Origin of the sequence: Pseudomonas sp. IT-P258 (genome assembly GCF_949767825.1) — a bacterium.
Lineage (GTDB): Bacteria > Pseudomonadota > Gammaproteobacteria > Pseudomonadales > Pseudomonadaceae > Aquipseudomonas > Aquipseudomonas monachiensis.
Map to the genome: position 1 here is coordinate 250,165 of NZ_CATKPU010000021.1, position 26,951 is coordinate 277,115.

The 26,951-nt window shown below is 60.5% G+C and carries 27 protein-coding genes and 2 pseudogenes; 20 read left to right on the top strand and 9 right to left on the bottom strand.

The features are described from left to right. Nucleotides 1-24: 24 nt before the first annotated feature. The 10 genes from ACM6G4_RS08375 (at nt 25) to ACM6G4_RS08420 (ending at nt 7,005) form a co-directional block, all read left to right on the top strand. The gene (locus ACM6G4_RS08375; protein ID WP_056726490.1) at nt 25-711 is read left to right on the top strand and encodes a YggS family pyridoxal phosphate-dependent enzyme; all 687 of its coding nucleotides are present in this window, start codon (nt 25-27) and stop codon (nt 709-711) included. 35 nt (nt 712-746) lie between these two features. Next, nucleotides 747-1,565 (top strand): pyrroline-5-carboxylate reductase, encoded by an 819-nt coding sequence (gene proC, locus ACM6G4_RS08380; RefSeq protein WP_056726489.1) that lies wholly within the window; start codon nt 747-749, stop codon nt 1,563-1,565. Between the two features lie 10 nt (nt 1,566-1,575). After that, on the top strand, nt 1,576-2,166 hold the full coding sequence (locus tag ACM6G4_RS08385) for a YggT family protein (RefSeq protein WP_056726488.1): 591 nt from the start codon (nt 1,576-1,578) through the stop codon (nt 2,164-2,166). Nucleotides 2,167-2,170: 4 nt separating this feature from the next. Then, complete coding sequence (locus ACM6G4_RS08390; protein ID WP_056726487.1) at nt 2,171-2,464, top strand: DUF167 domain-containing protein; 294 nt, start codon at nt 2,171-2,173, stop codon at nt 2,462-2,464. A gap of 184 nt (nt 2,465-2,648) precedes the next feature. Continuing rightward, on the top strand, nt 2,649-3,788 hold the full coding sequence (metX, locus tag ACM6G4_RS08395) for a homoserine O-succinyltransferase MetX (protein WP_056726486.1): 1,140 nt from the start codon (nt 2,649-2,651) through the stop codon (nt 3,786-3,788). 7 nt (nt 3,789-3,795) lie between these two features. Then, entirely contained in the window at nt 3,796-4,416 is a 621-nt protein-coding gene (gene metW / locus ACM6G4_RS08400; protein ID WP_056726485.1) for a methionine biosynthesis protein MetW, read from the top strand. 26 nt (nt 4,417-4,442) lie between these two features. Beyond that, nucleotides 4,443-4,877 carry a DUF4426 domain-containing protein gene (locus ACM6G4_RS08405; protein ID WP_056726484.1) on the top strand — a complete coding sequence of 145 codons (435 nt, stop codon included), beginning with the start codon at nt 4,443-4,445 and terminating at the stop codon, nt 4,875-4,877. Then, nucleotides 4,874-5,470 (top strand): RdgB/HAM1 family non-canonical purine NTP pyrophosphatase, encoded by a 597-nt coding sequence (gene rdgB / locus ACM6G4_RS08410; protein ID WP_409078152.1) that lies wholly within the window; start codon nt 4,874-4,876, stop codon nt 5,468-5,470. The genes ACM6G4_RS08405 and rdgB overlap by 4 nt, the downstream gene beginning before the upstream one ends. Continuing rightward, nucleotides 5,467-6,672 (top strand): radical SAM family heme chaperone HemW, encoded by a 1,206-nt coding sequence (gene hemW, locus ACM6G4_RS08415; RefSeq protein WP_414913464.1) that lies wholly within the window; start codon nt 5,467-5,469, stop codon nt 6,670-6,672. The genes rdgB and hemW overlap by 4 nt, the downstream gene beginning before the upstream one ends. Nucleotides 6,673-6,681: 9 nt before the next feature. Beyond that, nucleotides 6,682-7,005, top strand: a complete 324-nt coding sequence (locus ACM6G4_RS08420; RefSeq protein ID WP_007987827.1) for a DUF3392 domain-containing protein — start codon at nt 6,682-6,684, stop codon at nt 7,003-7,005. Between the two features lie 131 nt (nt 7,006-7,136). On the opposite strand, the gene trmB is transcribed toward ACM6G4_RS08420, so the two are convergent. The 4 genes from trmB to ACM6G4_RS08440 form a co-directional block, all read right to left on the bottom strand. Continuing rightward, complete coding sequence (gene trmB, locus ACM6G4_RS08425) at nt 7,137-7,862, bottom strand: tRNA (guanosine(46)-N7)-methyltransferase TrmB (RefSeq protein ID WP_414913465.1); 726 nt, start codon at nt 7,860-7,862, stop codon at nt 7,137-7,139. A 9-nt stretch (nt 7,863-7,871) separates the two neighbouring features. Next, the gene (locus ACM6G4_RS08430) at nt 7,872-8,666 is read right to left on the bottom strand and encodes a thiazole synthase (RefSeq protein ID WP_007975390.1); all 795 of its coding nucleotides are present in this window, start codon (nt 8,664-8,666) and stop codon (nt 7,872-7,874) included. Nucleotides 8,667-8,726: 60 nt separating this feature from the next. After that, nucleotides 8,727-8,927: a sulfur carrier protein ThiS gene (thiS, locus tag ACM6G4_RS08435; RefSeq protein WP_167394879.1), complete on the bottom strand. Its 201-nt coding sequence runs from the start codon at nt 8,925-8,927 to the stop codon at nt 8,727-8,729. Nucleotides 8,928-9,017: 90 nt separating this feature from the next. Then, nucleotides 9,018-9,389, bottom strand: a complete 372-nt coding sequence (locus ACM6G4_RS08440; protein ID WP_414913466.1) for a DUF423 domain-containing protein — start codon at nt 9,387-9,389, stop codon at nt 9,018-9,020. 74 nt (nt 9,390-9,463) lie between these two features. Here ACM6G4_RS08440 and mtgA point away from each other — a divergent pair, with 74 nt between their 5' ends. After that, complete coding sequence (gene mtgA, locus ACM6G4_RS08445) at nt 9,464-10,186, top strand: monofunctional biosynthetic peptidoglycan transglycosylase (protein ID WP_056726479.1); 723 nt, start codon at nt 9,464-9,466, stop codon at nt 10,184-10,186. Between the two features lie 147 nt (nt 10,187-10,333). Here the strand turns inward: mtgA and rpoH are convergent, their stop codons facing one another. The 4 genes from rpoH to ftsY form a co-directional block, all read right to left on the bottom strand. Then, nucleotides 10,334-11,188, bottom strand: a complete 855-nt coding sequence (gene rpoH / locus ACM6G4_RS08450) for an RNA polymerase sigma factor RpoH (protein WP_007975386.1) — start codon at nt 11,186-11,188, stop codon at nt 10,334-10,336. A 120-nt stretch (nt 11,189-11,308) separates the two neighbouring features. Further along, nucleotides 11,309-12,331, bottom strand: a complete 1,023-nt coding sequence (gene ftsX / locus ACM6G4_RS08455) for a permease-like cell division protein FtsX (protein WP_409078154.1) — start codon at nt 12,329-12,331, stop codon at nt 11,309-11,311. Next, on the bottom strand, nt 12,328-12,999 hold the full coding sequence (gene ftsE / locus ACM6G4_RS08460; protein ID WP_007975383.1) for a cell division ATP-binding protein FtsE: 672 nt from the start codon (nt 12,997-12,999) through the stop codon (nt 12,328-12,330). The genes ftsX and ftsE overlap by 4 nt, the downstream gene beginning before the upstream one ends. Further along, nucleotides 12,996-14,501 carry a signal recognition particle-docking protein FtsY gene (gene ftsY / locus ACM6G4_RS08465; RefSeq protein ID WP_414913467.1) on the bottom strand — a complete coding sequence of 502 codons (1,506 nt, stop codon included), beginning with the start codon at nt 14,499-14,501 and terminating at the stop codon, nt 12,996-12,998. Before ftsY ends, ftsE begins: the two co-directional genes overlap by 4 nt. 344 nt (nt 14,502-14,845) lie before the next feature. Between ftsY and ACM6G4_RS08470 the strand changes: the two genes are divergently transcribed. From ACM6G4_RS08470 to ACM6G4_RS08510, 9 genes and pseudogenes are all read left to right on the top strand, one after another. Continuing rightward, nucleotides 14,846-16,201, top strand: a complete 1,356-nt coding sequence (locus tag ACM6G4_RS08470; RefSeq protein WP_414913468.1) for a M16 family metallopeptidase — start codon at nt 14,846-14,848, stop codon at nt 16,199-16,201. Continuing rightward, nucleotides 16,194-17,684, top strand: a complete 1,491-nt coding sequence (locus tag ACM6G4_RS08475) for a M16 family metallopeptidase (RefSeq protein WP_409078156.1) — start codon at nt 16,194-16,196, stop codon at nt 17,682-17,684. Before ACM6G4_RS08470 ends, ACM6G4_RS08475 begins: the two co-directional genes overlap by 8 nt. Further along, nucleotides 17,684-18,295 (top strand): 16S rRNA (guanine(966)-N(2))-methyltransferase RsmD, encoded by a 612-nt coding sequence (rsmD, locus tag ACM6G4_RS08480; protein WP_223541323.1) that lies wholly within the window; start codon nt 17,684-17,686, stop codon nt 18,293-18,295. The genes ACM6G4_RS08475 and rsmD overlap by 1 nt, the downstream gene beginning before the upstream one ends. Nucleotides 18,296-18,412: 117 nt before the next feature. Further along, nucleotides 18,413-19,738, top strand: a pseudogene (locus tag ACM6G4_RS08485) (M16 family metallopeptidase); the annotation flags it as partial. 30 nt (nt 19,739-19,768) lie between these two features. Beyond that, nucleotides 19,769-21,094 (top strand): annotated as a pseudogene (locus ACM6G4_RS08490) (M16 family metallopeptidase); the annotation flags it as partial. Between the two features lie 238 nt (nt 21,095-21,332). Beyond that, nucleotides 21,333-22,679, top strand: a complete 1,347-nt coding sequence (locus ACM6G4_RS08495) for a M16 family metallopeptidase (protein WP_414913469.1) — start codon at nt 21,333-21,335, stop codon at nt 22,677-22,679. Continuing rightward, the gene (locus ACM6G4_RS08500; protein WP_414913470.1) at nt 22,672-24,117 is read left to right on the top strand and encodes a M16 family metallopeptidase; all 1,446 of its coding nucleotides are present in this window, start codon (nt 22,672-22,674) and stop codon (nt 24,115-24,117) included. The genes ACM6G4_RS08495 and ACM6G4_RS08500 overlap by 8 nt, the downstream gene beginning before the upstream one ends. A gap of 97 nt (nt 24,118-24,214) precedes the next feature. Next, nucleotides 24,215-25,210 carry a hydrolase gene (locus ACM6G4_RS08505; RefSeq protein WP_414913628.1) on the top strand — a complete coding sequence of 332 codons (996 nt, stop codon included), beginning with the start codon at nt 24,215-24,217 and terminating at the stop codon, nt 25,208-25,210. A 3-nt stretch (nt 25,211-25,213) separates the two neighbouring features. Then, complete coding sequence (locus ACM6G4_RS08510) at nt 25,214-26,041, top strand: AraC family ligand binding domain-containing protein (protein WP_414913471.1); 828 nt, start codon at nt 25,214-25,216, stop codon at nt 26,039-26,041. Between the two features lie 55 nt (nt 26,042-26,096). On the opposite strand, the gene ACM6G4_RS08515 is transcribed toward ACM6G4_RS08510, so the two are convergent. Further along, entirely contained in the window at nt 26,097-26,951 is an 855-nt protein-coding gene (locus ACM6G4_RS08515) for a sulfurtransferase (RefSeq protein WP_056726469.1), read from the bottom strand.

Here is a 26,951-nt window from a genome sequence, read left to right on the forward strand (position 1 = left end):
CCTTCAGACCGCTGGCGCCTCTTGATGTCCACCATAGCAGACAACATTCTTCAGGTTAGTTCGCGCATACATGCCGCAACACTTGCCGCGAACCGCGCCGAAAACAGCGTCCGGTTGCTGGCTGTGAGCAAGACCAAACCCGCTCAGGACCTGCGTGAAGCCTACGCTGCCGGCCTGCGCGACTTTGGCGAGAACTACTTGCAGGAAGCGCTGGGCAAACAGCTGGAACTGGCCGACCTGCCCTTGATCTGGCACTTCATCGGCCCCATTCAATCGAACAAGACTCGCGCTATCGCCGAGCACTTCGACTGGGTGCATTCCGTGGATCGCCTGAAAATCGCACAACGCCTGTCCGAACAACGTCCCGCCGATCTGCCGCCCCTGAACATCTGCATTCAGGTCAATGTCAGCGGTGAAGCCAGCAAATCCGGCTGCACCCCGGCCGACCTGCCAGCCTTGGCCAACGCCATCAGTAACCTGCCGCGCCTGAAACTGCGCGGATTGATGGCCATTCCGGAGCCGACTGAAGATCGCGCCGCCCAGGATGCCTCTTTCGCGGCCGTGCAAAGCCTGCAAGCCAGCCTGAACCTGCCGCTCGACACACTTTCCATGGGTATGAGCCACGATCTCGAATCGGCCATCGCCCAAGGCGCCACTTGGGTGCGGATCGGCACCGCCCTGTTTGGCGCCCGCGACTACGGTCAGCCTTGAAAAATGGCTGACTCCTCTCTTTATAAGGACCTGACATGAGCAAGACACGTATTGCCTTTATCGGTGCCGGCAACATGGCCGCCAGCCTGATCGGCGGCCTGCGGGCCAAGGGTCTGGAAGCAGCGCAGATCCGCGCCAGCGATCCGGGCGAAGAAACCCGCGCCCGCGTGAGCGCTGAACACGGCATCGAAACCTTTGCCGACAACGCCCAGGCCATCGATGGCGCCAACGTGGTCGTGCTGGCGGTCAAGCCGCAGGCGATGAAAGCCGTGTGCGAAGCCATTCGCCCAAGCCTCAAGCCCGATCAACTGGTGGTTTCGATTGCAGCGGGCATCACCTGCGCCAGCATGAACAACTGGCTCGGCGCCCAGCCGATCGTGCGCTGCATGCCCAACACCCCGGCGCTGGTGCGTCAGGGCGCGAGCGGCCTGTTTGCGACAGCCGAGGTGTCCGCCGAACAACGTCAGCAGGCCCAGGAGTTGCTGTCCGCGGTCGGCATCGCCCTATGGCTGAATGAAGAACAGCAACTGGATGCCGTCACCGCCGTTTCCGGCTCGGGCCCGGCGTACTTCTTCCTGCTGATCGAAGCCATGACCGCCGCCGGCGTGAAGCTCGGCCTGCCGGCGGACATCGCCGCGCAACTGACCCTGCAAACCGCCCTGGGCGCCGCACACATGGCGGTCTCCAGCGACGTCGACGCCGCCGAGCTGCGCCGCCGCGTCACCTCGCCTGCGGGCACCACGGAAGCTGCAATCAAGTCGTTCCAGGCCAATGGCTTTGAAGCCCTGGTCGAAAAAGCACTCGGCGCTGCCGCGCATCGCTCGGCCGAGATGGCCGAACAACTGGGTCAATAAGGAGCTTTTCATGATTGGATTGAACACCGCAGCGGTCTACGTGCTGCAAACCCTCGGCAGCCTGTACCTGCTGATCGTGCTGATGCGCTTCGTGCTGCAACTGGTGCGGGCGAACTTCTACAACCCGATCTGCCAGTTCATCGTCAAGGCCACTCAGCCACTGCTCAAGCCACTGCGCCGGATCATCCCGAGCGTGTTCGGCCTGGACATGTCCTCACTGGTGCTGGCGATCCTGGTGCAACTGGCGCTGATGGCCCTGACCCTGCTGCTGACCTACGGCACCACCGGCAACCCGCTGCAACTGCTGATCTGGTCGATCATCGGGGTGACCGCGCTGTTCATGAAGATTTTCTTCTTCGCCCTGATCATCAGCGTGATCCTGTCCTGGGTCGCCCCGGGCAGCCATAACCCCGGCGCCGAACTGGTGAACGACGTCTGCGAACCGGCCCTGGCGCCGTTCCGCAAGTTCCTGCCGAACCTGGGCGGTCTGGACCTGTCGCCGATCTTTGCGTTCCTGGCACTCAAGCTGTTCGACATGCTGGTGATCAACAACCTCGCCGCCATGACCATGATGCCGGAAATCCTCCGCGTGTTGATCTGACCCGGTGAGCTGGTTTCGCTGGGACGGTGACGACCTGATTCTGGAGTGTCACCTGCAACCGGCAGCCCGTAGCGATGACTTCTGCGGGCTGCACGGCGATCGCCTGAAGATCCGCCTGACCGCGCCGCCGGTCGAGGGCAAGGCAAACGCGTATCTGATGGCGTTCCTGGCCAAGGCCTTTGGCGTATCCAAGAGCCAGGTCAGCCTGCTCAGCGGCGAGTTGAACCGGCAGAAACGGGTGCGGATCTGTTCGCCGAAGAAGCTGCCGGACTTGCCTGATCTGGTGCGTCCAGCCTGATCCACCGAGTCGCCTCATTCGCGAGCAAGCCCGCTCCCACATTGGAATGCGTCCCCCTGTGGGAGCGGGCTTGCTCGCGAATGGTGCACCTCAGTCTTACTGAATGAAATCAGGCCCGGCCTTTGCTTGCCGCTTACCCCAGCGGTCTTTAGACTTACGCCTCATTTCAATGAGAGCAGGGTCGATGCCAGCTGCCTTTCCCCCCGATTCTGTTGGTCTGGTGACGCCGCAAGTGGCGCACTTCAGCGAACCCCTGGCGTTGGCCTGCGGCCGTTCGCTTCCGGCCTATGACCTGATTTACGAAACCTACGGCACGCTCAATGCCACGGCGAGCAACGCCGTGCTGATCTGCCACGCCCTGTCCGGTCACCACCACGCCGCCGGCTACCACAGCGTCGACGACCGCAAGCCCGGTTGGTGGGACAGCTGCATCGGTCCCGGCAAGCCGATCGACACCAGCAAGTTCTTCGTGGTCAGCCTGAACAACCTCGGCGGCTGCAACGGCTCCACCGGCCCGAGCAGCATCAACCCGGACACCGGCAAGCCGTTCGGCGCCGACTTCCCGGTGTTAACCGTCGAGGATTGGGTGCACAGCCAGGCGCGCCTGGCCGATCGTCTCGGCATCGCCCAGTTCGCGGCCGTGATCGGCGGCAGCCTCGGCGGCATGCAGGCGATGCAATGGAGCATCACCTACCCAGACCGCATCCGTCATTGCCTGGCCATCGCCTCGGCGCCCAAGCTGTCGGCACAGAACATCGCGTTCAACGAAGTGGCGCGCCAGGCGATCCTCACCGACCCTGAATTCCACGGCGGCTCGTTCCAGGAACACAACGTGATCCCCAAGCGCGGCCTGATGCTGGCGCGGATGGTCGGGCATATCACCTACCTGTCCGACGACTCCATGGGCGAGAAATTCGGCCGCGGGCTCAAGAGCGAGAAGCTCAACTACGACTTCCACAGCGTCGAGTTCCAGGTGGAAAGCTACCTGCGCTACCAGGGCGAAGAGTTCTCCGGGCGCTTCGATGCCAACACGTACCTGTTGATGACCAAAGCGCTCGATTACTTCGATCCGGCAGCGAACTTCGACGATAACCTGGCGAAAACCTTTGAAGGTGCAAAAGCCAGGTTCTGCGTGATGTCGTTCACCACCGACTGGCGCTTCTCCCCTGCCCGCTCGCGGGAGCTGGTGGACGCACTGATGGCCGCGCGCAAGGACGTCTGCTACCTCGAGATCGACGCTCCGCAAGGCCACGACGCCTTCCTGATTCCGATCCCGCGCTACCTGCAGGCATTCGGCAATTACATGAACCGCATTACGTTGTGAGAAAGCCATGAGAGCTGATCTGGAAATCATCCAGGAATGGATCCCCGCCGGCAGCCGCGTGCTCGACCTCGGGTGCGGCGATGGCGAACTGCTGACCTGGCTGCGCGATAACAAGCAAGTCACCGGTTATGGCCTGGAAAACGACGCCGACAACATCGCCGAGTGCGTGGCCAAGGGCATCAACGTCATCGAACAGGACCTGGACAAGGGCCTGGGAAACTTTGCCAGCAACAGTTTCGATGTCGTGGTCATGACCCAGGCGCTGCAAGCGGTGCACTACCCGGACAGGATCCTCGAGGAAATGCTGCGCGTCGGCCGTCAGTGCATCATCACTTTCCCGAATTTCGGTCATTGGCGCTGCCGCTGGTACCTGGCGAGCAAGGGCCGCATGCCGGTTTCCGAGTTCCTGCCGTACACCTGGTACAACACGCCGAACATTCACTTCTGCACCTTCGCGGACTTTGAAGCCTTGTGTCGCGAACGTGAAGCGAAGGTCATTGATCGGCTTGCCGTGGATCAACAGCATCGGCACGGGTGGGCCAGCAAGCTATGGCCTAATCTGTTAGGTGAGATCGGTATCTACCGGGTCAGCAGCCCGGGACTTTCCGATCACAAGGTCGCAGTCTGATCCACCCTATTTCAAGGAGAACGATCATGGGTCGTCTAGCGTTGTTTCTACTCACTGCCTGCCTGAGCATCACCGCCATGGCCGCCGACGCCATCAAGAGCGAACGCAAGGAAACCTTCGGTGACGTGACGGTGCACTACAACACCTTCAACTCCACCTACCTGCTACCGGACGTTGCCAAGGCCGCCCAACTGACTCGCAGCAAGGATCAGGGCGTGATCAACATTACGGTGATCAAGGCCGGCACGCCGATGACGGCCGAGGTCAGCGGCACCGTCAAAGACCTGACCAGCCAAAGCTATACACTGAACTTCAAGCAGGTCACCGAGCAAGGAGCGATCTACTACATCGCCCAATACCCGGTACCCCAGCAGGAAGTCCGCACCTTCAACATCAAGGTGCAGACCGGCGACAAGATAAACACCATCAATTTCAACCAAGAGCTCTTCCCTGGCCAATGATCAACTTCACGCAACTCGTACTGGCCAGCCATAACGCCGGCAAACTCAAGGAACTCCAGGCCATGCTCGGCGAGTCGGTGCATCTGCGCTCAATCGGCGAGTTCAGCAGTGTCGAGCCCGAAGAGACTGGTTTGTCGTTCGTCGAAAACGCCATCCTCAAGGCCCGCAATGCCGCGCGCATTTCCGGCCTGCCGGCGTTGGCCGACGATTCCGGGCTGGCGGTGGATTTCCTTGGCGGCGCGCCAGGCATCTACTCGGCGCGTTATGCCGACGGCAAGGGCGATGCGGCGAACAACGCCAAGCTGCTCGACGCATTGAAAGACGTGCCTGAAGCCGAGCGCGGTGCGCAGTTCGTGTGCGTGCTGGCACTGGTGCGCCACGCCGATGATCCATTGCCGATTCTCTGCGAAGGTTTGTGGCACGGGCGAATCCTGACCCAGGCCAGCGGCGAACACGGCTTTGGCTACGACCCGCTGTTCTGGGTGCCGGAGCGCGATTGCTCCAGCGCCGAGCTGAGCCCGGGCGACAAGAACCAGATCAGCCACCGCGCCCGTGCAATGGATCTGCTGCGCCAGCGTCTGGGCTTGAAATGACCCGTGAATCATCCGCGTCGCCGCTGATCTTCGGCGGCGATGCTCAATCGCCTCGGGCAGCCCTGCCTGTGCTGCCGCCACTGGCGCTGTATATCCACATCCCGTGGTGCGTGCGCAAATGCCCTTATTGCGACTTCAACTCCCACACCGCCAGCCCTGTGTTGCCGGAAGAAGAGTACGTCGACGCATTGCTGGCCGATCTCGACCAGGACCTGCACGCCGTTTATGGTCGTGAGCTGAGCTCGATTTTCTTTGGTGGCGGCACGCCAAGCCTGTTCAGTGCTGATTCGCTGGGTCGCTTGCTCAAAGGCATCGAACAACGCATCCCGTTTGCCAGCGACATCGAAATCACGCTGGAAGCCAATCCGGGGACCTTCGAGCAAGACAAGTTCGTCGCGTACCGGAAACTGGGGATCAATCGCCTGTCGATCGGCATCCAGAGCTTCCAGCAAGAAAAGCTTCAGGCTTTGGGCCGCATCCACAACGGCGACGAAGCCGTACGCGCCGCTGGCATGGCGCGGCAGGCCGGGTTCGACAACTTCAACCTGGACTTGATGCATGGCTTGCCCAATCAGTCCCTGGACGATGCCTTGGCCGACCTGCGCACAGCCATCGCCCTGAAGCCGACACACCTGTCGTGGTATCAACTGACCCTGGAACCGAACACGGTGTTCTGGAACCAGCCGCCGACGCTGCCGGAAGACGACACGCTGTGGGACATCCAGGAAGCCGGGCAAGCGCTGCTGGCTGAACACGGTTACGCGCAATACGAAGTCTCGGCCTACGCCCTGCCCGGTCGCCCGGCACGGCACAACCTCAATTACTGGAGTTTTGGCGACTTCATTGGCATCGGCGCCGGCGCCCATGGCAAGCTCAGCCATCCGGACGGGCGCATCATTCGCACCTGGAAGACCCGCCTGCCGAAGGATTACCTGAATCCGGCAAAAAACTTCCAGGCCGGCGAGAAAGCGCTGGGCAACGATGAAATGCCGTTCGAATTCCTGATGAACGCGCTGCGCCTGACTAAAGGCGTCGAATCACGGCTGTACCCGGAACGCACCGGCATGACACTGGAAAGCCTTGCTGAAGGCCGCCGCGAAGCCGAACAAAGCGGCCTGTTGCAGGTCGAACCGTCACGTCTGGTAGCCACCGAACGCGGACAACTCTTCCTCAACGACTTGCTGCAGAAATTTCTGACATAAGGAAATCGAATGGATTTGGTACTCGACCTGCTTGCCACCGTGTCTCGCTGGAGCCGCAGCAACCTCTCGGAAATCGCCCTGGCCCTGGTGGGCTGCCTGCTGGTGCTGTTTGGTGCGGATTTCAAAGGCTGGGTCGAGCAACGCCTGGGCAGCATCGCCGGCGCGTTGCGCGTGCCACTGATGTCCCTGCTGTGCATGATCGGCAGTGGCGCGGCGCTGATCTATGCCACGCCGTGGGTCGTGCGCGGCTTGAGCCAGTTCAACAACTACAGCCTGGCGCCGGTGTTGCTGGTAGTGTTGGTGTTGATTGGCGTTGTGGCAGACCGCCGCTGATCTCAGCCACACCTTAAAACAACTGTGGGAGCGGGCTTGCTCGCGAAAGCGGTGCATCAGACAACATTAATGTCGACTGACACGACGCCTTCGCGAGCAAGCCCGCTCCCACAGTTTGTATTGGGTGATGCTTAGGACTGCTTCTCGAACTTCAAATCCCACACGCCATGCCCAAGACGTTCGCCACGGCGTTCGAACTTGGTGATCGGCCGCTCGGCCGGGCGCGGTACGCACTTGCCGTCTTCGGCGAGGTTGCGGTAACCCGGCGCAACGTTCATCACTTCCAGCATGTATTCGGCGTACGGCCCCCAATCGGTGGCCATGTGCAGAATGCCGCCGACTTTCAACTTGCTGCGCACCAGTTCAGCGAAGGACGCCTGAACGATACGGCGCTTGTGGTGACGGCTCTTGTGCCACGGATCCGGAAAAAACAGCATCAGGCGATCGAGACTGTTATCGGCCACGCAACGGTTGAGCACTTCGATCGCATCGCAATCGTAGACCCGCAGGTTAGTCAAACCCTGAGTCAGCACGCCATTGAGCAGCGCCCCGACACCCGGACGGTGCACTTCGACGCCGATGAAATCCTGATCCGGTGAAGCCGCTGCCATTTCCAGTAGCGAATGGCCCATACCGAAACCGATTTCCAGCGAGCGCGGTGCCGAGCGACCGAACACCTGGTCGAAATCCACCGGCGCGTCGGCCAGCGGCAGCACGAACAGCGGAGTGCCCTGCTCCAGGCCCTTTTGCTGGCCTTCGGTCATGCGCCCGGCGCGCATCACGAAACTCTTGATGCGGCGGTGTTGGCGCTCGTCGCCTTCTTCCGTCTGGATTGGCGTGTCGTTCGATTCAGTCATCAATGGCTCTTACTTGATCAGACCATCCAGCGGCGAAGAGGCGCTGGCATAGAGTTTTTTCGGCATGCGGCCGGCGAGGTAAGCCAGGCGGCCTGCGACGATCGCATGTTTCATGGCTTCAGCCATCATGACCGGCTGCTGGGCGTGGGCGATGGCCGAATTCATCAGCACCGCATCACAACCCAGTTCCATGGCAATGGTAGCGTCGGAAGCAGTACCGACACCGGCATCCACCAGCACCGGAATTTTGGCTTCTTCGAGGATGATCTGCAGGTTGTACGGGTTGCAGATCCCCAGACCAGAGCCGATCAGACCGGCCAGCGGCATCACCGCGATACAGCCGATTTCCGCCAATTGACGGGCGATGATCGGGTCATCACTGGTGTAGACCATGACGTCGAAGCCTTCCTTGACCAGCGTTTCGGCGGCCTTCAGGGTTTCGATCACGTTGGGGAACAGGGTTTTCTGGTCGGCCAGCACTTCCAGTTTCACCAGGTTGTGGCCATCGAGCAGTTCACGGGCCAGGCGGCAAGTGCGCACAGCTTCGATGGCGTCGTAGCAACCGGCAGTGTTCGGCAGGAAGGTGTAGCGATCCGGCGACAGTACTTCGAGCAGGTTCGGCTCGCCCTCGATCTGGCCAAGGTTCGTGCGGCGCACGGCGAAGGTAACGATCTCGGCACCCGAGGCTTCGATGGCCAGGCGGGTTTCTTCCATGTCACGGTACTTGCCGGTACCGACCAGCAAACGCGACTGGTAAGTACGACCGGCCAGGACGAAAGGCTTGTCGCTGCGAACGATGCTCATGGGAAATCCTCTGTAGGGGTGAGGTACTTGCTGAATTCTGTGGCCACTGGGCCGAGGCTGCTAGCCGCCGCCGATGGCGTGCACCACTTCGACGTTGTCGCCGTCATTCAATGTGGTGTCTGCATGCTGACTGCGCGGGACGATATCCAGATTGAGTTCGACCGCCACCCGACGTCCGGTCAGGTCCAGACGGGTCAGCAGGGCCGCAACGGTTTCACCGTCGGGCAGTTCAAGGGATTCGCCGTTCAACTGAATGCGCATGCCGGATGCCGCCATCATTTTTAGGGGCTGGCATTCTAGCCCGATCAGTCAGGCCGACCCAAGCCATTCGTCATGAAATGGACCGTTAAGTCAGCTCAGGCGCCAGGCGGCAAGTCCGAGGCAAAACCAGCCCACCAGAAAGGCCAGACCACCGAACGGGGTGATGATGCCGAACTTGCCGATGCCCGTCAGCGCCAATACATACAGGCTACCGGAGAACAGCAGGATACCGATGGCAAACGATGCAGCGGCCCAGGTGGCGAGTCGACCGGGAATTTGCGTGGCCAGCGCTGCAACACCGAGCAACGCCAGGGCGTGCACCAGTTGATAGGTGACGCCAGTGTGGAAGATCGCCAGGTAATCGGCGCTCAGGCGGCTCTTCAGGCCATGGGCGGCAAAGGCCCCGAGGCCGACACCGGTGAAGCCGAAAAAAGCGGCCAGCATCACAAAGCCACGCAGCATGCAGAACTCCAGTCAGTTTCGATCCAAAGGGTCTGTATAATGGCCCGCTCAACGGGTTCGGCCAAGCCATCTCTATGCTGCGTATCTATTTCCGTCATTTCTCCAAGGCCGTGCTCTGGTTCATGGGTGGCAGCGTATTGCTGGTGCTGATCTTTCGCGTGGTGCCGCCGCCGGGGACGACGCTAATGGTCGAGCGCAAGATCGAGTCCTGGTTTGACGGCGAACCCATCGACCTGCAACGGACCTGGAAACCCTGGGACGAGATCTCCGATGACCTGAAAGTCGCGGTGATTGCCGGCGAAGACCAGAAATTCCCGGAGCACTGGGGCTTCGATATCGGTGCGATTCAGGCGGCGTTTGCCCATAACGAGCGCGGCGGTTCGATCCGTGGCGCCAGCACCCTGAGCCAGCAGGTTTCGAAAAATCTGTTCTTGTGGTCTGGCCGCAGCTGGCTGCGCAAAGGCCTGGAAGCCTGGTTCACCGGACTGATCGAAGTGCTCTGGCCCAAGCAGCGAATTCTTGAGGTGTACCTCAACAGTGTCGAGTGGGATGACGGCGTGTTTGGCGCCGAAGCGGCGGCCCGGCATCACTTTGGTGTGAGCGCCAAGAACCTCAGCCGCCAGCAATCGAGCTTGTTGGCTGCGGTATTGCCCAATCCTCGCGTGTGGAGTGCGAGCCATCCGACCGCTTACGTGGCGCGACGCGCAGGCTGGATTCGGCGACAGATGAGCCAACTGGGCGGCGACAGCTATCTGGTCGGGCTGAACGATTCGCGTCGGGCGCCTTGGGCGCAGTAACTGAAAAAATCAAAGATCGCAGCCTTCGGCAGCTCCTACTGGGGTACGCAATCCTATGTAGGAGCTGCCGAAGGCTGCGATCTTTTGAGCCTGAAAACAAAACACCCCGATCAATGACCGGGGCGTTTTTTATTGCCTGCTCGCCGATTACGCAGCGATCGACAACTTGAGCTTGTTCATCGCACTCTTCTCAAGCTGACGAATACGCTCGGCCGACACGTTGTACTTCTGCGCCAGGTCATGCAACGTGGCTTTTTCTTCCGCCAGCCAGCGCTGGTAGAGGATGTCACGGCTGCGGTCGTCCAGCACTTCCAGCGCTTCGTGCAAGTTGTGGTTGGAGTTGTCGCTCCAGTCGGCATCTTCCAGTTGACGGGCCGGGTCGTACCGGTGGTCTTCCAGATAGTTGGCCGGCGACTGGAAAGCACTGTCGTCGTCCGCTTCGGCAGCCGGGTCGAAGGCCATGTCATGGCCGGTCAGGCGGCTTTCCATCTCGCGCACTTCCCGAGGCTCTACACCCAGGCTTTCCGCTACACGATGGACTTCTTCGTTGTTCAGCCAGGCCAGACGCTTCTTCTGGCTGCGCAGATTGAAGAACAACTTGCGCTGGGCCTTGGTGGTCGCGACTTTCACGATGCGCCAGTTGCGCAGGATGAACTCGTGGATTTCCGCCTTGATCCAGTGCACGGCAAAGGACACCAGGCGCACGCCCATTTCCGGGTTGAAGCGCTTCACGGCCTTCATCAGGCCGACGTTGCCTTCCTGGATCAGGTCAGCCTGGGCCAGGCCGTAGCCGGAATAGCTACGGGCGATATGTACGACAAAACGCAGGTGGGCGAGCACCATCTGCCGAGCCGCCCCCAAATCCTGCTCATAATAGAGACTCTCGGCCAGTTCACGCTCCTGCTCCGGCGACAGCAATGGAATGCTGTTGACGGTGTGCACATAGGCCTCCAGGTTCGCACCCGGGACCAGAGCATATGCAGGTTGCAAAGAATTGGTCATACGAAAAAACCTCCGACTTACAAACTCGTGCAGTTCAGCACTGCGAAAATTGACCGGAAACCGAAAGACAAGTTCCCTAAAACCCAAAAACGCTGAAAGGTCAATACGAGCAAAATGATACTACTTAGGCGCAAGCTCCCTCAGGTGGCGTGCGACTGCAATCCATGCACCGATATACCCCAACAGCACCGCGCCAAGCAAGAGAGACAGACCGTCGGCAACTGGCACTCCAGCCAGTGCAAAATCACTGCCGTACAAACCGGCCAGCCCTACCACCGCGTCGTTCAGCCAATCAAGGCCGAACGCCAGGACGCCCCAGGACAGAATCCCCGCACCGAAGCCATACAACGCGCCCATATACAGAAAGGGCCTGCGCACATAGCTGTCAGTGCCGCCAACCAGTTTAATCACTTCTATCTCTGTGCGGCGGTTTTCAATATGAAGACGAATGGTATTGCCTATCACCAAAAGTAATGCAGAAACCAGAAGCACGGTCAGACCGAAGACAAAACGGTCACCCAGCTTGAGGATGGCTGCCAGACGCTCGACCCAGACTAAATCAAGTTGCGCCTGTTGTACCTTCGGCAACTCGGATAGTTTTTGTCTTAATGCTTCAAGGGCCGGCTTGTCGACTTCGTTCGGCGTCACCAGGACCACGCCCGGCAACGGGTTCTCAGGCAATTCCTTGAGCGCCTCGCCCAGCCCGGACTGTTGCTGGAACTCTTCCAGCGCCTGATCCCGGCCAACATATTCGGCCTCGGCGACGCCAGGCATGCCCTTGATCTGATCGCGCAGAGATTCACCTTCGGCCGGCTTGGCCTCAAGGTCCAGATACAGGGAAATCTGCGCCGCACGCTGCCAGGAGCCACCGAGGCGCTCGACGTTACTTAGCAAAAGTGACAGCCCCATGGGCAAACTCAGGGCCACCGCCATCACCATGCAGGTGAAGAAACTGCCGATGGGCTGCTTGCCCAGGCGGCGCAGGCTGTCCACCAGACTGGCACGATGACTTTCGATCCAGGCGCGGAACAACGTGGCAAAGTCCGGCCCGTCGTCATCATCGCGTTTTTTCTTTTGCGGCTGCGGATCGGCGGCCTTCGGGGCCACACGCTCGGAAACCTTGGGGCTACGTGTTGCACTCATACCGCGGCCTCCCCGTCACCGATCAATCGACCGCGTTGCAACGTCAGCATGCGATGGCGCATGCGGGCGATCAGGGCCAGGTCGTGACTGGCGATCAGCACGCTGGTACCCAGGCGATTGATGTCTTCGAACACGCCCATGATCTCGGCGGCCAGACGCGGGTCGAGGTTACCGGTCGGTTCATCCGCCAGCAGCAAGGCCGGACGATGGACGATGGCGCGGGCGATGCCGACGCGCTGCTGCTGACCGGTGGACAGGTCGCCCGGGTACAGATCGGTTTTATCCGACAGCGCCACGCGCTCCAGTGCCGAGTCCACGCGCTTGGCGATCTCGGCCTTGGACAGCCCCAGGATCTGCAAAGGCAGCGCGACGTTATTGAACACCGTGCGATCGAACAGCAACTGGTGATTCTGGAACACCACGCCGATCTGCCGGCGCAAGAAAGGAATCTGCGCGTTGCTGATGGTGCTCAGGTCCTGCCCGGCGAGCAGCAGCTTGCCGCTGGTCGGGCGCTCCATCGCCAGCAACAGGCGCAACAGCGTGGATTTACCGGCGCCGGAATGGCCGGTGACAAACAAGAACTCGCCACGACGGACTCGAAAGCTCAGCTCATGCAAGCCGACGTGACCGTTCGGGTAGCGCTTACCGACCTGTTCGAAACGAATCATGAACGCTCCCGTTCGGCAAACAATGCCTGGACAAAGGGTTCTGCTTCAAAGGTACGCAAATCATCGATGCCTTCGCCGACGCCAATGTAGCGGATCGGCAGGCCGAATTGCTTGGCCAGGGCGAAAATCACCCCGCCCTTGGCGGTGCCGTCGAGCTTGGTCAGCGCCAGGCCGGTCAGTTCGACGGTCTGGTTGAATTGCTTGGCCTGGTTGATGGCGTTCTGGCCGGTGCCGGCGTCAAGCACCAACAGCACTTCGTGCGGGGCGTCGGCGTCGAGCTTGCCGATCACCCGACGAACCTTTTTCAGCTCTTCCATCAGGTTGTCTTTGGTGTGCAGGCGGCCGGCGGTGTCGGCGATCAACACATCGATGCCACGGGCCTTGGCAGCCTGTACGGCATCGAAGATTACCGAGGCCGAGTCGGCGCCAGTGTGCTGCGCGATCACCGGGATCTTGTTGCGCTCACCCCAGACCTGCAATTGCTCCACCGCCGCCGCACGGAAGGTATCGCCGGCGGCGAGCATGACTTTCTTGCCTTCCAGCTGCAGTTTCTTCGCCAGCTTGCCGATGGTAGTGGTCTTGCCGGCACCGTTGACGCCGACGACCAGAATCACGAACGGCTTGTTCTGCGAGGTGATTTTCAGCGGCTGCTCGACAGGCTTGAGCATCGCTGCCAGCTCGGCTTGCAGGGATTTGTACAGGGCATCGGCGTCGGCCAGCTCTTTGCGTGCGACCTTCTGCGTCAGACGCTGGATGATCACCGATGTGGCTTCGACACCGACGTCGGCGGTCAGCAAGCGGGTTTCGAGGTCTTCCAGCAGTTCGTCATCGATGACTTTCTTGCCCAGAAACAGGCTGGCCATGCCTTCGCCGATACTGGCGCTGGTCTTGGACAGGCCCTGCTTGAGACGGGCGAAGAAACCGGCTTTGGTTTCTTCGGTGCGCACTGGCTGGACCGGGGTTTCGACGGGCGCCACGATCGGTTCAGGAGCTGGAGCGGGGGCAGGCGCTTGAGCAACCGGAGCAACGAATACCAGAACCTCTGGCTGGCTGACAACGGGCACAGGCTCGGCCATGACGACGGGTTCAACAATCTGTTCGACCACGGGCGCGTGAGCCGGTGCAGGCGTAAACGCTGCCGGAGCCGGAATCGGTGGTGTCACGTGAGGAACCAGGTCATTTTCGACCAATGCCACGGGTTCTTCGGCTACCGGCAGGGTCAACCACGGCTCGGCCGTCGGGGCCAACGGCTGTTCGGTGACGATTTCGCTGACGGGTTCGGGAGCGGCTTCAACCTTGGGTTGCTGCAACGGCTCGGCAATCGGCAAAGCAACCGACGCGGGCGCTTCTTCTATTACCGGGACCGGCGTCGGCGCTGGTTCAGGAATGGCTTGTGGCTGTTCGACGACGGGTTCCTGCGGCTTTTTGCGCAGCCATCCGAACAGGCTTTTTTTCTCGCCAGCCGCAGCTGGGGTCTTCTTGTCGTCGTTGGAACCAAACATGGAGGACGGCTATCTCACGGTAGCGACGCGCCAATGGCGCCCCGGCAAATAAATATTCGATGCAGAACAGACTGCGATTGACCCAGCTTGTTCACGCGCAACATTTTGTCGAGGTGCTCAACGGCACCTCAAAGCTCGACTAATACGAAGGACTGGAACGGCATCGTCGGCGAAAACGCAGAGTTTAGCTGACAAACTCAAAGTTTCTGCCGGTAACCCATACAACCCGCAGGCCAATCAAAGGCCTGATAGGCGTGGCCGCCAGTAAAACGGATCAGTATCCTAGCACCTCCTCGCCCGCCTAGGCTAAGACCAAGCGGGCAGCCCCAAAGGTTTAAAAACGAATGAATGCTCTTGCCCGCCGCGCCGCAGGCCTGCTGCTCAGCACAGTTTGCCTGCCCCTTTCGGCCTTGGCTGCCGACCCGCAACCCACCCACGAATTCACTCTCGACAATGGCTTGAAGGTGGTCGTGCGCGAAGACCATCGTGCGCCCGTGGTGGTTTCCCAGGTCTGGTACAAGGTCGGCTCCAGCTACGAGACGCCGGGTAATACCGGTTTGTCCCACGCTCTGGAGCACATGATGTTCAAGGGCAGCGAGAAAGTCGGCCCCGGCGAAGCCTCGCTGATCCTGCGCGACCTCGGCGCCGAAGAGAACGCATTCACCAGTGACGACTTCACCGCGTACTACCAGGTGCTGGCCCGTGATCGCCTGGGCGTTGCCTTCGAGCTGGAAGCCGACCGCATGGCCAGCCTGCGCCTGCCGCCCGACGAGTTCGCCAAGGAAATCGAGGTCATCAAGGAAGAACGTCGCCTGCGTACCGACGACAAGCCGATGGCCAAGGCCTACGAGCGCTTCAAGGCCATGGCCTACCCGGCCAGCGGCTATCACACGCCGACCATCGGCTGGATGGCCGACCTTGAGCGGATGAAGGTCGAAGAGCTGCGCCACTGGTACGAAACCTGGTACGTGCCCAACAACGCTACGCTGGTGGTGGTTGGCGATGTCACTCCGGACGAAGTCAAAACCCTGGCCCAACGCTATTTCGGCCCGATCGCCAAGCGTGATGTGCCCGCCGCAAAAAAACCGCTGGAACTGGCCGAACCAGGCGAGCGCCAGATCACTCTGCACGTACAGACCCAACTGCCCAGCCTGATGCTGGCCTTCAACGTGCCGAGCATCGCCACCGCCGAAGACAAGCGCCTGGTCAATGCCCTGCGTCTGATCTCGGCGCTGCTCGACGGCGGCTACAGCGGGCGCATCCCGACGCAACTGGAACGCGGAGAAGAACTGGTGTCCGGCGGCTCGTCGAGTTACGACGCCTACACCCGTGGCGACAGCCTCTTCACTCTGTCGGCATCGCCAAACTCGCAGAAACACAAGACCATCGCCCAGGCGCAAGCCGGTTTGTGGAAGCTGCTCGACCAGTTGAAAACCACGGCGCCAACCGCCGAAGAACTGGAACGCGTACGCGCACAAGTCATCGCCGGCCTGGTCTTCGAGCGCGACTCGATCACCAGCCAGGCCACCGCCATCGGCCAACTGGAAACGGTCGGCCTGTCATGGAAACTGATGGACACCGAACTGGCCGATCTGGAAAGCGTCACGCCGCAAGACATCCAGAAAGCCGCCAAGCTGTACTTCACCCGCGAACGTCTCAGCGTCGCCCATGTATTGCCTCCGGAGACGACTCATGAGTGAGCGTAAACCCTCCCGCCTGGCCCTGATCGGCCTGGTCGCCGTCGCCGTTATCGGCTCCGCCGCGTTCTATCTGTCGCGCTCCGGTGAAACCAATGCCAGCGAAGCCCTCGACAAGGCCAAGGCCAGCCAGAAACTGCAATCGCTGACCGAACTCAACGGCAAGGCACCGCAACACCGCAAGCTGGACGTGCAGACCTGGAACACCGCCGAAGGCACCAAGGTGCTGTTTGTCGAAGCCCATGAGCTGCCGATGTTCGACATGCGCCTGATCTTCGCTGCCGGCAGCAGCCAGGACGGCGATGCACCGGGCGTGGCGGTGTTGACCAACGCCATGCTCAACGAAGGTGTGGCCGGCAAGGACGTCGGTGCCATTGCCCAGGGCTTCGAAGGCCTGGGTGCCGATTTCGGCAACGGCGCTTATAAGGACATGGCAATCGCTTCGCTGCGCAGCCTGAGTGCCAAGGACCAGCGCGAACCGGCCCTGAAGCTGTTCGCCGAAGTCATCGGCAAGCCGACTTTCCCTGCCGACTCGCTAGCCCGCATCAAGAACCAGATGCTCGCCGGTTTTGAATACCAGAAACAGAACCCCGGCAAACTGGCGAGCCTGGAACTGATGAACCGCTTGTACGGTGATCACCCGTACGCACACGCCAGCGATGGCACGGCGAAAACCGTCCCGGCGATCACCCAGGCACAGCTGCGTGTTTTCCACGAGAAAGCCTACGCAGCCGGTAATGTGGTGATCGCGCTGGTCGGCGACCTGTCCCGCGCGGAAGCTGAAGCGATTGCCGCCCAGGTTTCCAGCGCCCTGCCAAAAGGCCCGGCCTTGCCGAAAATCGCACAACCGGTCGAGCCCAAGGCCAGCGTCGGCCATATCGAGTTCCCGTCCAAGCAGACCAACCTGATGCTTGCGCAACTGGGCATCGATCGCGACGACCCGGACTATGCGGCGTTGTCCATGGGCAACCAGATTCTCGGTGGCGGCGGCTTCGGCACCCGCTTGATGAGTGAAGTGCGCGAAAAGCGTGGCCTGACTTACGGCGTGTATTCGGGCTTCACCCCGATGCAGGCACGCGGCCCGTTCATGATCAACCTGCAAACCCGTGCCGAGATGAGCGAGGGCACCCTGAAACTGGTGCAGGATGTACTGGCCGACTACCTTAATACCGGCCCGACCGAAAAAGAGCTGGACGACGCCAAGCGCGAACTGGCCGGCAGCTTCCCGCTGTCCACCGCCAGCAACGCCGATATCGTCGGTCAGCTGGGCGCCATCGGTTTTTACAACTTGCCGCTGAGTCACCTGGAAGACTTCATGCAACAGTCCCAGGCCTTGACCGTCGAGCAGGTCAAAGCCGCCATGAACAAACACCTGAGTACGGACAAGATGGTCATCGTCAGCGCTGGCCCGACCGTGCCGCAAAAGCCGTTACCGGCCCCTACTGATAAACCTTCCGAGCAGCCGCTCGGGGTTCCGGAGCATTAATGGCCCACCCTAAAAAACCCGCCAAAAACGTCCACAACGGCGTAAACCAGTTGCGCATCATCGGCGGTGAATGGCGCAGCCGCAAGCTGAGCTTCCCCGACGCCCCGGGCCTGCGCCCGACGCCGGACCGAGTGCGTGAAACCCTGTTCAACTGGCTCGCACCTTATGTACCCGGTGCCAAGGTACTCGACCCGTTCACCGGCAGTGGCGCGCTGTTCCTCGAAGCCCTGTCCCGCGGCGCAGCCATGGGTCAGGCGCTGGACGCCAGCAGCATCGCGGTGTCCAGCCTGAAGGAACACCTGGGCACATTGCGTTGCACCAACGGCCAGGTCCAGACCGCCGACGCCCTGCGCTACCTGGAAACCCAGACCGCAACGGCCTACGACCTGGTGTTCCTTGACCCGCCGTTCAACCAGGACCTGCTGCCCACCGTCTGCAAGTTGCTCGAAGAGCGCCAATGGCTGGCCGAAGACGCCTGGGTGTACACCGAAAGCGAGTCGGCGCCGTCGACCCTGGGCCTGCCGGAGAACTGGCGCCTGCACCGGGAACAGAAATCCGGGCGCGTGTATTACTCATTGTGGCAGCGCAGCACTGAAAACCCTGCCGAGTAAAGCGCACGGGCAGGCCGATGGCTTGCCCGGCACCACGGCGGCTTCTTAAAACGCAACACATCTGAGGTGGCTTGTTCCTCTGCTCCTGGATCATCGTTGACGTGCGAAATGTCTCGCATGGATGCAATGAATAACCAATGGATGAACAAGCCAATGACTGAACGAACTCCAACCCCTACGCATGAGTGCACTCTCGAAAATGGCCTGAAGATCATCGTTCGCGAAGATCATCGAGCACCTGTGGTGATCTCCCAGCTCTGGTACAAAGTCGGTTCCAGCTATGAACATCCGGGGCAATCGGGGCTATCCCACGCCCTGGAACACATGGTGTTCAAGGGCAGCAATAAAACCCGACCCGGTGAAGCATCGATAATATTGCGCAGCCTCGGCGCTGAGGAGAATGCCTTCACCAGCGACGACGCTACCGTTTATTACCAGTTGCTGTCCCGCGACTACCTTGGCGTGGCCTTCGAACTCGAAGCCGACCGCATGGTGAACGCACACCTGCCAGCCGGAGAGTTCAATAAAGAGATCGAAGTCATCAAGGAAGAACGCCGCCTGCGTGTCGACGACAGCTCGATGAGCAGGGCGCGAGAACTCTTCTCTACCATCACTTTCCCCAGCAGCGGCTACAGAACGCCAACCATTGGCTGGATGGCCGATCTTGAGCGCATGAAGATCGAAGAGCTGCGTCACTGGTACCAATCCTGGTATGCGCCGAACAATGCCACGCTAGTTGTGGTGGGTGATGTGACACCGGAAGAGGTCGTCACTCTGGCCCAGCGTTGGTTCGGGCCGATCCAAAGTCGTGACATCCCCCCAGTCAAGATTCCGCTGGAACTGGCAGAGCCAGGCGAACGCAGGATTACAGTGCACACACAGACCCGGGAACCGGAAATACTCATGGCCTTCAACGTGCCCGGTATAGCCACCGCCGAAGACAAACACTCGGTAAACGCCTTGCGGCTGATTGTGTCCCTGCTTGATGGTGGTTATAGCGCCCGTATCCCGGCGCTATTGCAACGTGGTGAAGAGCTTGTCTCCTTTGCGTCCTCGTACTACTCCCCCTACACCCGAGGCGACAGCTTGTTCACCTTGTCAGCGACACCTAACGTCCGGAAACACAAAACCATAGAGCAGGTTGAAGCCGGCCTGTGGCGACTGCTCGAACAGCTCAAAATCACCGCGCCTTCTGCTGAAGAAATCGAGCGGGCGCGCGCTCGAGCGATCGCTCAACTGGTCTACGAACGAGACTTGATCAACAGTCAGGCTCACACCATCGGACAGCTGGAAACAATCGGCCTGTCGTGGAAGCTGATGGATACTGAACTTGCCGGTCTGCAGGAGGTAACTCCCGAGGACATCCAGAAAGCGGCCCACACATTTTTCACCCACTCTCGCGTGAGTGTTGCCCATGCCTTGCCCGAGGAAACAACTCATGAGACTGACGGTCCTGATGGCCCCAACCTGCCGGTGGAATCACTGGCGATGCTCGACGGCAAAGTACCGAGCTCCCGCAAACTTGACGTACAAACCTGGAACACAGCCAACGGTGCCAAGGTGCTGTTTGTCGAAGCCCATGAACTGCCGATGTTCGACATGCGCCTGACCTTCGCCGCCGGCAGCAGCCACGACGGCAACGCACTCGGTCTGGCGCTATTGACCAACGCCATGCTCGGCGAAGGAGTGGCCGGCAAAGACGCCAGTGCCATTGCCCAGGGCTTCGAAGACCTTGGCGCCAATTTCGGCAACGACACTTATAACGACATGGCAGTCGCTACGCTGCGCAGCCTGAGTGCCAAGGACAAGCGCGAGCCGGCCCTGAAGCTGTTCGCTGAAGTCGTGGGCAAACCAACCTTCCCGGCCGACTCGTTAACCCGCATGAAGAATCTGATATTCACCCATTTCGAATATTACAAGCAGGACCCCGGTAAATTGGCGAACCTGGAACTGATGAGCCGCTTGTATGGTGATCATCCGTACGCTCATTCCAGCTACGGCACGGCGGAAACCGTACCGGCGATTACTTTGGCGCAACTGCGTACTTTCCACGAGAAAGCCTATACAGCCGGTAACGTTGGGATCGCACTGGTCGGCGACCTGTCCCGCGCGGAAGCCGAAGCGATTGCTGCCCAGGTTTCCAGCGCCCTGCCCAAAGGGCCGGCCTTGCCGAAAATCGCGCAACCGGTCGAGCCCAAGGCCAGCGTCGGCCATATCGAGTTCCCGTCCAAGCAGACCAACCTGATACTCGCGCAATTGGGCATCGACCGCTACGACCCGGATTACGCGGCGTTGTCCATGGGTAACCAGATTCTCGGTGGCGGCGGCTTCGGCACCCGCTTGATGAGCGAAGTGCGCGAGAAACGCGGCCTGACTTACGGCGTGTATTCGAGCCTCACCCCAAAGCAGGTGCGTGGCCCGTTCATGATCGAACTGCAAACCCGCGCCGAAATGAGCGAAGGCACCGTGAAACTGGTGCAGGACGTGCTGGCCGACTACCTTGAGAACGGCCCGACCGAAAAAGAGCTTGACGATGCCAAGCGCGGATTGGCCGGCAGCTTCCCGCTGTCCACCGCGAGCAACGCCGATATCGTCGATGAACTGGCGGTCATCGGCTACTTTAATTTGCCGTTGAGTCGCCTGGAAGACTTCATGCAACAGTCCCAGGCCCTGACCGTCGAGCAGGTCAAGGCCGCCATGAACAAACACCTGAGCATGGACAAGATGGTCATCGTCAGTGCTGGCCCGACCGTGCCGCAAAAGCCGTTACCGGCCCCTACTGATAACCCTTTCGAGTAACCGCTGGGGGTTCCGGAACATTAATAATGGACCTGCCATCAATTGTTTCCTGTCCCTTGCGGACCTGCTGTGGTGCACGGTATTTCCAAGCAAGCTGCGAGCAACGCACCTCTGATTCCCGCGAGACGACCACCCCAAACCGGTCGTGAAGTGCACTACATAGTTACCGCCTGACGTCCTTACGGATCATCCACAGTGGTTTGCGCAATTAACTGCAAACCACTGAGGATGAACACGGATGAACATCTCATGCAGCACGCTTGTGCTGCCCTTTATCGTCTGGCTGCCGCTCATGGCCAGCGCGGCGACACCCCCTGCGACGCAAGACTTCGTACTGGATAACGGCCTCAAGGTTGTCGTGCGCGAGGACCACCGCTCCCCCATCGTCACCGCCCAACTCTGGATCAAGGTCGGTGCAAGCTACGAACCGCCCGGCCAGTCGGGCCTGTCCCACGCCCTCGAACACATGGTCTACAAAGGCAGCAGCAAGGCCTGCGCCGGAGAGTTCGAGGCGATACTGAAGAAGCTTGGCGCCAGTGAAAACGCCGCAACTTACACGGACTACACGTCGTTTTACCAGACATTGCCCTCTGCCCGGACAGGTGTTGCTTTCGAAATACTGGCTGACCTGATGAGTACGGCTGAGCTCAATGAACAGGACTTCACACCGGAGCTCAAGGTCATTCAGGAGGAGCGCCGGATGCACGTTGATGATGGAATCATCGCTTCGGCTCGCGAACGACTGAACAGCATTGCCTACCCGTCCAGCGGCTATCGCACCCCGACGATTGGCTGGATGCACGATTTGCAACGCATGAACGCCGTGCAATTGCGGCAGTGGTATCAGGCCTGGTATTCGCCAAACAATGCGACGCTGGTGGTGGTTGGCGATGTAACGCCTGAGCGGATCAAGGCCCTTGTACAGCAGCACTTCGGCCATCTTGAGCGGCGCGCGACACCCGTGGCGCATGCCCCCGTCGAGCTGGCCTCTGCCGGTGAACGGTCACTGACCCTGTATGCACCGATAGCTTCCCCACGCCTGATCATGAGCTTCAACGCGCCAAGCCTGGCCACGGCACCGGATCGTCGGACCGCCCATGCCCTGCGCCTTCTTAATATGTTACTGGCCGGATCCAGTAGCGCGCGGATCAAACAACAACTGCAACTGAGCGAAGCGATATTCACTGAGGCCCGCTCAGAGTACGACGCCTTCAATCGTGGTGATTCGTTGCTGACCATCAGCACACAGCTCAACCCGGACAAGCTCAATGACGCTGACGAAGCCCTCGCCCGTCTGTGGCAAGTGATCGAATCACTGAAGAGCAAGGCACCGGAACCGGCAGACCTGGAGCGCGCAAAAAACCTTGTGATCGCTAACACGGTTTATGCGCAGGATGATCTGGAAGGGCAGGCCAACACCTTGGGCCTGTTGGAAACCATCGGTCTGGACTGGCGGCTGGCGGATCAGGATACGGATGAGCTGACCAAGGTCACTCCCCTGGATATTCAACAAGTCGCAAAGACTTACCTGACGCGTGAGCGCCTGAGTACCGCGAAAATCCTGCCGGAGAAAAACAATGGATAAGTTCCAAGGCCTCATCAATGGATTGATCCTGGCCGGCATGCTGTTGAGTGCCCAGGCCCCTGCCGCCGCAACCACGGCGCCCCGGAAACCAGCGCTGCAATCGCTCAATGAACCCCAGACCCCGACGACCCACCGCACACTGCCGATCAAGGGTTACAAAACCCTCGGCGGAACGAAGATCCTGTTCATCCGCATCCCCGGCCTGCCGATGTTCGATGCCCTGGTGAGCTTTGCCGCCGGCAGCGCCCACACACCGCTTCAACCCGGCCTGGCCGCAGTCACTTATAGCCTTTTGAATGAGGCAGTGGCTGGCAAGGACGTCAACTCCATACAGGCGACGTTCGATAATCTGGGTGCAAGGATGAATTTGGGTATCAACCAGGACCGGACCTGGTTTTCCCTGCGTAGCCTGAGTGACGAATCACGGCGCACTCCAGCCCTGGAGCTGTTCGCCCAAGTACTCGGCAAGCCGCTGTTGCCGGAAGAATCCCTGCCTGAGGTGAAATCCCAATTTCAGTACTTTCTGGACCTTGAAGATCAGTCCCATGCCGCTCAAGCCCGAGAAGCCAATCTCGGCCAGATGTTTCCCGGCCACGGTTATGCTCAGTCCCTCTATGGAACCCGGGCCGGGCTTGCCTCCATCACCCGCACCCAGGCGCAAGACTTTCATCGCCAGGCTTATGCCGCGGGCAATGCCCAGATCACACTGGTCGGCGACCTCACCGAGGAAGAAGCCCAGCGCATCGGTGCGCAGATATCAGCGGCCTTGCCCCTGGGACCGGCCATTGCCGCGATCCAGCCAGTGACAAGCCCAGGCGCTCCAGATCTGCTGCGCATTGAGCGACCATCGACCCAGGCTTACCTGCATCTTACCCAGCCAAGTGTCCTGCGAAGCAGTCCGGACTATGTCGCGCTTTACATGGCCAGCAGTATTTTCACCAACCGACTGATGAATGAACTTCGTGAGCGCCGAGGCCTGACCTACCACGTTGAAGCCGGCCTTTCAGCTCTTCAGGCACAAGGGTGGCTGACCGTTCAATTGCAGGCCCCACCAGAGCAGGCCGATGCCGTGCTGGCCCATATCAAAACAATGTTCAGCGACTTCCTCGCCCAAGGGCCGACCCAACAGGAACTTGACGACATCCAACAGCAACTGGCCGGTAGCTCACCGTTGAACAGTGCTACCAACGCGCAGATCCTGAAGCGATTGCAAATCATCAGTGCCCACGATCTGCCGCTGGACCTCGATTTTTCCACGCAAGCGGCCTTGAAGCTGAACCTCGCATCAATCAAAAGCGCGCTCAACCGGCATCACCACGCCGACCAATGGCGCGTTGTCATCCTGGGGCCGAAGACAGATCAACAACCACTGCCAGCTCCGAGCGAAAGCGCAACCAATGCCATGTGTCGCATGCCTGGCGAGATTGTGGCAAGTTAGACAGCCATGATGACGCGGTCGCGGCGCTGCCCCGCCGCGTCTTCGGGCAGACTCATGAACACCTCCACCGAGAATGACTGTGCAACCGCACCCCGCCCTGGCCCCACCGCCGTCCTTTACCCCTGCCTTCGGCATCGGCAATCCGCACTTGCAAACCTTGTGGGGGCCGCTGTGGCGTAAAACCGTGCACATCGACCGCGAACGCGAACGCCTGTGGCTTGAAGACGGCGACTTCCTCGACCTCGACTGGCATGGCCCACACAGCGCCAACGCACCCTTGGTACTGGTGTTGCACGGGCTCACCGGCTCCTCGAATTCGCCTTATGTCGCTGGCATGCAAAAGGCCCTGGACGACCGAGGTTGGGCCAGCGTCGCGCTGAACTGGCGCGGTTGTTCGGGCGAACCCAATTTGCTGCCGCGCAGTTACCATTCCGGTGCCAGTGAAGACCTGGCCGAAGCCATCAAACACTTGCGGGCCAAACGGCCTCTGGCGCCACTGTATGCGGTGGGTTACTCCCTGGGCGGTAATGTCCTGCTCAAGCATTTGGGCGAAACCGGTAGCGACAGTAATTTGATGGGCGCCGTGGCGGTGTCGGTGCCGTTCCGCCTGGACCAGTGCGCCGACCGTATCGGCCAAGGCTTTTCCAAGGTTTACCAGGCGCATTTCATGCGTGAGATGGTCGCCTACATCAAGAACAAACAGCGACAGTTCCAGCACGACGGACGCGAGGACGGCCTGGCAGCCCTGGCGGCCCTCGGATCCCTGGAAAACATGCGCACGTTCTGGGATTTCGACGGACGCGTCACCGCACCACTGCACGGTTTCGCCGATGCCGAGGATTACTATCGCCGCGCCTCCAGCCGCTATTTCCTTGGTGAAATTCGTACGCCGACCTTGATGATTCAGGCCGCCGACGACCCCTTCGTTTTTCCCCACAGCCTGCCGCAAGTCGACGAGTTGTCCGCTTGCACGCAATTCGAACTGCAAGCCAAGGGCGGGCATGTCGGCTTCGTCGACGGCACGCTCAGGCAACCGGGTTACTACCTGGAACGGCGCATCCCCGAGTGGCTGGCCGCCGCAGGGCGCACTTGAATCATGGATGCTGAACAAGGCGAGTCAATCCACTTCTGGCAAACCCCGCCACTGGCCGGGGTCGAGTTGTTGTCCGCCCGCTACATCGATCATCGCTTTGCCCCCCATGTGCATGACGGCTATGTGATCGGCATGATCATGGCCGGCGCCCAGCGTTATCGCTATCGCGGCGCCGAACACCTGGCGGGTAGCGGCACGCTGGTGCTGATCAACCCCGATGAACTGCACACCGGCCACAAAGGCACCGAGGATGGCTGGCTGTACCGGGCGTTTTATCCAGACAGCGGGCAGATAACTTCGCTACTGGCCGAACTCGAACTGCCGACCCATCACTTGCCGGCGTTCGGCGCCACGCTGTATCGCGATCGGGATCTGGTGAACGGTTTCTGCCAGCTTCACCGTTTACTGGAAAGCCCCGCCACCGCATTGCAGCAACAAACGGTCTGGCGCGAACTGATGCTGTCGCTGTTGCAGCGTCATGCGGCGGTTCCGAACGCTGGAAAACCCGGGAAAGAACACCGGGCGGTGACATTGGCCAAGGAACTGCTGCACGCACAACTGGCAGAACCACCCTCCCTGGAGGCGCTGGCGGCGGCGGTCAACCTCTCGCCATTCCATTTCGCCCGGGTGTTCCGTCGGGCCACCGGTATGCCGCCACACACCTGGCTGATGCAACAACGCATCGCCCGGGCGCGGGCCTTGCTGCAAAGTGGTTGTTTGCCGCTGGAAGTTGCGATGCAACTGGGGTTTGCCGACCAGAGCCATCTGAGCCGACAGTTCAAGCAGGTGTATGGGGTTGGACCGGGGGCGTATCGCAGTGCGCGGCTTTAGAAACAAAAAGATCGTCCGAAGGCTCGGGCCGCGTTCGGACGATCTTTCTTTTGTCTCATTCGCCGGTGGCGATGCCCCGCGCAGGCTCATTGATCCACTCGCTCCACGACCCGGCATACAACGAACCCAACGGATAACCGGCCAGACACAGCGCAAACAGGTTGTGGCACGCCGTCACACCGGAACCGCAATACGCTACAAGATCACTCGGTGAGCGATCGCCCAATTTCGCGGCGAAGCGCTGCTTGAGCTGATCGGCTGGCAGGAAGCGCCCGTCACTGTCCAGGTTGTCGGTAAACGCCGCACACTGGGCACCGGGAATGTGCCCGGCAACCGGATCGATTGGTTCCATTTCACCCTTGAAACGCGGCAGTGCGCGGGCATCAAGCAGGGTCAGTTCCGGCCGTGCAAGGCGCTTTTGCAGCTGCTCGGCACTGATCAGCAACGCCGTGTCAGGACTGCCGGTGAAGGATCCAGGGGTGATCACCGGCGCATCCAGGCTCAGCGGCAAACCGGCCGCGTGCCAGGCCTTGAGACCGCCATCGAGGATGAATACACCGTCGCGCTTGCCCAGCCATGCCAGCAACCACCAGGCCCGCGCCGCATAGGCTCCCGGACCGTCGTCATACAGAACCACTTCGCTATCGGCATTGATGCCCCAGGCTTGCAGGCGCTCGATCAGTTGCGCCGGCTCGGGCAACGGATGACGCCCGGTCACGCCCTTGACCACGGCACCACTCAGATCGCGCTCGAGGTCGGCATAGCTCGAACCGGCGATGTGCCCTTCGGCATAGCTGCGCTGACCGTAATCCGGGTCTTCGAGGGCAAAACGACAATCCAGAATCACCAGCCCCGGCTGGTCCTTTTTCAGGTCCAGTGCTTGCGGGCTGATCAGTTGCGCAATGGGCAT